Below are 3,842 nucleotides of genomic sequence, written 5' to 3'. Positions count from 1 at the left end.
GAGGGTTTCGATCTATGCGGAGGAACGAAAAGTTCGCCGTCTTATGGGGGCGGTACCGTCCATAGCGCGGCCTTGTTATTGCGGTTTTGCCCCTTTTGTGGTCGTGTGCTCCATTAGCGGCATGGCGACCCAAGGAGGTGGCGCATTTTGAGCGGCGTGGCGCTGAAGGATGTCACCAAGATCTTTCCAGGGGGGACGGTCGCACTGGACAACGTCAGCCTGGAAGTGGCTGACGGCGAGTTCATGGTGCTACTCGGACCGTCGGGATGTGGCAAATCGACCTTGCTCCGGATCATCGCCGGTTTAGAAGAGCCGAGCGCCGGCAGCGTGCTCATGGACGGCGAGCCTGCGGACGATCTGCCCCCGCGCGAGCGCGGAGTGGCGATGGTGTTCCAGGACTATGCGCTCTACCCGCACATGAACGTCAACGACAACATCGGCTTTCCGCTGAGGCAGGCCGGCGTCGAGCTCGAGGAACGTCAACGGCGCACGGTCGACGCGGCGTCCGCACTGGGGATCGCCGATCTGCTGGTGCGACGGATCGGCCGGCTCTCGGGCGGGCAGCGCCAACGGGTGGCGATGGGGCGTGCCATCGTCCGTGAACCCGATCTGTTTCTCATGGACGAGCCACTGTCGAACATCGACGCTGGACAGCGTGCCGAGCTTCGGACAGAGATCTCCGGTCTTGCGCAGCAACTCGGGGTGACGGTCATCTACGTGACGCATGACCAGACCGAGGCGCTGACGATGGCCGACAAGGTGGCCATCCTCCGCAAGGGCGTCCTGCAGGACGTGGGTACGCCGGCCGCCGTGTACAACCGTCCCGCCACCATGTACGTGGCCGCCTTTCTCGGCAGCCCGCGGATGGGCCTGATGGAGGCGAAGGTCGAGGTCCGGGAGGAAAGCCACATCGATCTAATCCTGGGTGAGCAGCGGCTTCGGATGCCATGGGCCGATCCCCGGCGGCGGATTCTCTCGCGGTATCGCAGCGAACAGATCGTCGTCGGGGTGCGTGCCGAGTCGCTCACGCCTGTGGCGGCCGGTACGGCGGGCAACGTGCTGGCAGGGCATGTGCGCACGATGGAGCACCATGGGCACGAGACGTTGGCCTTTCTCGACGTGGGTGCGGCCGCGGCGATGGTCGACGATCCCAGAGCCGGCGGCGCGACGCGTGTGCCGAGAGGTGGCTGGCTGCACTCGTTCAGAAAGGCCATATCTCGGATGATCGACGGGTCACGATCCGCCGACGACGAGGAGATGACCGACACCCTCAATGACCTGAAGCCGGTCCCTGGCCGGCATCACCGCCGCTCGGCGGAACTGGCGGTTCGGCTGACGCCGTATCCGCAGCTTCGGAACGGTACACCGCTGTCGGTTGCGGTGGACATGGAGGCGCTGCACTTCTTCAGCCCGCAGGGCAACCGCATCGATGTCGGCTGGCGCTGACCGGCGCCGCCCACACACGTCGCGCCGCGACTTCACAGGGTTCGGCGTGAGCTCACCGCCCGCCCGCCACCCGCAGCGTGGTGCCGGTGATGTACGACGCGTGGTCGCTCATCAGCCACGCGATCGTGTCCGCCACCTCCTGGGCCAGTCCGACCGTCATCGTGTCCACCCCGGCCTTCGCGGCGGCTCCTTAGCCGCGGCATCGTCACGGGCATAGCCGAGCACGAGGTCGTGACCGTCGCGCGCCAAGCGGAGCGCGGTAGCCGCGCCTATGCCGCGGGTGCCGCCGGTGACCAGAGTCAACGGGTTCATGTGGGCTCCCTACCCTTCGTGGCCGGGCACAGCTCTTTCACAACGAGTGCCGCGCCCTAGGGGGCGAGTCTGTCAACGGGCGGGTCATAGCGGTGAACGGGGGGACGTCCGATTCGTTCAAGACCACGGCGACCGTCCGTGAGTACGGTCATGTCTGTCCCCGCCGGAATCCGCGACGGCTCGAGATCGGCTGTCCGGATCGTTGGTACCCAGATTGAGGTGGTGAAGATGAAGATTGGAATTGGTCTGTCGGTTGCCGTTCCCGGGCGTCCTCCGCGAGAGATCAGGCAGTGGGCGGAGGACAGCGAGCGTCTCGGCTTCCATTCCCTGGGATCGATCGACCGGCTCATCTACGACATCCTCGACCCGCTGGTGTCCCTCGGGGCGGCGGCTGCGGTGACCGAGCGAATTCAGCTGTTCACCAGCGTCTTGAACGTCGGTTGGCGCAACAACCCCATCCTGTTCGCCAAACAGCTCGCCACCATCGACCTGATCTCTGAAGGCCGCCTGACCGCGGGCCTGGGCATCGGCGGCTGGCCTGACGACTTCGCCGCCAGCGGAGCGCCGACGAAGGGCCACGGCAAGCTCTTCGATGACGCCCTTACCGAGATGCGCCGCGTGTGGGACGGCGATGTGAAGAGCATCTCGGGCGCCACCCCGCTGCCTGGAGCGGGCCGGCCCCGGCTGCTCATCGCTGGCCTTGTTCAGGCTGGATATGCCCGGGCGGCCCGTTTCGGTGACGGTTGGGTGGCCCCGACGCTCAGTCGGGAACTGCTGACGAACGGCGTCCGCGGCGTCAACGAAGAGTGGGCCAAGGCAGATCGATCCGGCAAGCCGCAGATCCTCACCGGGCGGTACTTCTGTTGTGGCCCGGACGCGACGGATGTCATGTCCGAGTACGTCGCGCATTACTACGGGTCCAAGGATCCGCAGGACAATGAACCTATCCTTGCCGACTCCATCGACTCGGACGAGCGTCTGCTCGACGAGCTGATCGTGCTCTCTCGGGCCGGCGTCGACGATGTGGTGCTGTATCCGGCCAGCAGCTCTTTGGACCAGGTGCATCTGCTGGCCGAGGCTCTGGAGCGGGTGGGAGCCCGGCGCAACCCCACCTTCGAGTTCACTGCGGACTCGGGGCACACGGCCATGAATGGCACAGCCGTGGACGATGGAGAGATGGAGCTGCGGTGAACGAACGGACGAGTCCAGCGAGCGCCGCTGAGCTGCTCGGAGCCATCAGGGAGCTTGCCGAGAGTCTTGACGGGCTCGTCTTCCTGCCAGGAGACACCGGCTACACCGAAGAGGCGGAAGGCTTCGACCGCTCCGTGCGGCACCATCCGAAACTGATCGTCGGCGCCGCGAACGCAGGTGACGTGGAGTCTGCGGTGCGCTTCGCTCGCGACCACGGCCTAGGGGTGGCTGTCCAGGCCACAGGACACGGTGTGGCACTACCGGCCGACGACGACGCCCTGCTCATCTCAACGCGGAGAATGGACGGGCACGACATCGACCCTGAACGGCGCACGGTCCGGCTGGAGGCGGGGGTGCTGTGGCGCGACGTCATCACGACGGCCGCCCGCTACGGCCTCGCACCGCTGAACGGATCCGCACCGTTCGTGGGCGCCGTCTCGTACACACTCGGTGGCGGTATCGGCGTCCTTGCCCGCCGGTATGGTTACGCCGCCGATCACGTCCGCAGCATCGAGGTCATTACCGCGGACGGCAGGTTGCGCACCGCCTCGGAGGAGGAGAATCCAGACCTGTTCTGGGCGCTGCGCGGCGGCAAGGGCAACTTCGGTGTGGTGACCTCACTTGAGGCAGACCTGGTCGAGGTCTCACAGCTCTACGGCGGCGGCCTGTTCTTCCCCGCCGAGTCGGTCCGCGAGGTGCTGCACCTGTACCGGACCTGGGTCATGGATGTGCCCGACGAGCTCTCGTCCTCGTTCTTCATGATGGAGTGGCCGGACGCTCCTGACGTCCGCGAGGAGCTGCGGGGCCGCTTCGTGCTACATGTGCGGCTGTCTTATGTCGGCTCGCCGGAGGACGGGGCCCGGTTCATCAAGCCCTTGCGAGAGATCGCCACC

4 protein-coding genes and 1 pseudogene are annotated in these 3,842 nt (G+C 66.2%); 3 read left to right on the top strand and 2 right to left on the bottom strand.

The features are described from left to right. Nucleotides 1–147 precede the first annotated feature (147 nt). A complete protein-coding gene (locus tag ELR45_RS04080; RefSeq protein ID WP_129663679.1) occupies nucleotides 148–1,446 on the top strand; it encodes an ABC transporter ATP-binding protein in 1,299 nt (432 codons plus the stop codon). A gap of 52 nt (nucleotides 1,447–1,498) precedes the next feature. Here the strand turns inward: ELR45_RS04080 and ELR45_RS34555 are convergent, their stop codons facing one another. Together ELR45_RS34555 and ELR45_RS34550 are read right to left on the bottom strand one after the other, a co-directional pair. Next, nucleotides 1,499–1,606 (bottom strand): SDR family oxidoreductase, encoded by a 108-nt coding sequence (locus ELR45_RS34555; protein ID WP_165367461.1) that lies wholly within the window; start codon nucleotides 1,604–1,606, stop codon nucleotides 1,499–1,501. Nucleotides 1,607–1,635: 29 nt separating this feature from the next. Next, a pseudogene (locus ELR45_RS34550) lies at nucleotides 1,636–1,758 on the bottom strand (SDR family NAD(P)-dependent oxidoreductase); the annotation flags it as partial. Between the two features lie 228 nt (nucleotides 1,759–1,986). On the opposite strand from ELR45_RS34550, the gene ELR45_RS04070 reads away from it, so the two are divergent. Together ELR45_RS04070 and ELR45_RS36815 are read left to right on the top strand one after the other, a co-directional pair. Then, complete coding sequence (locus ELR45_RS04070) at nucleotides 1,987–2,949, top strand: LLM class flavin-dependent oxidoreductase (RefSeq protein ID WP_165367460.1); 963 nt, start codon at nucleotides 1,987–1,989, stop codon at nucleotides 2,947–2,949. After that, a partial coding sequence (locus ELR45_RS36815; RefSeq protein WP_205855881.1) for an FAD-binding oxidoreductase occupies nucleotides 2,946–3,842 on the top strand: 897 nt, incomplete at its 3' end. The genes ELR45_RS04070 and ELR45_RS36815, both read left to right, overlap by 4 nt.

This window comes from Phytoactinopolyspora endophytica (assembly GCF_004138495.1).
GTDB classification, from domain to species: Bacteria; Actinomycetota; Actinomycetes; order Jiangellales; family Jiangellaceae; genus Phytoactinopolyspora; species Phytoactinopolyspora endophytica.
This window is presented reverse-complemented; position numbering and strand designations above follow the sequence as displayed.

Coding starts and splice junctions, on each gene's coding strand:
- ELR45_RS34555 (WP_165367461.1), bottom strand. CDS start 1,606: ATGACGGTCGGACTGGCCCAGGAGGTGGCGGACACGATCGCGTGGCTG.
- ELR45_RS04070 (WP_165367460.1), top strand. CDS start 1,987: ATGAAGATTGGAATTGGTCTGTCGGTTGCCGTTCCCGGGCGTCCTCCG.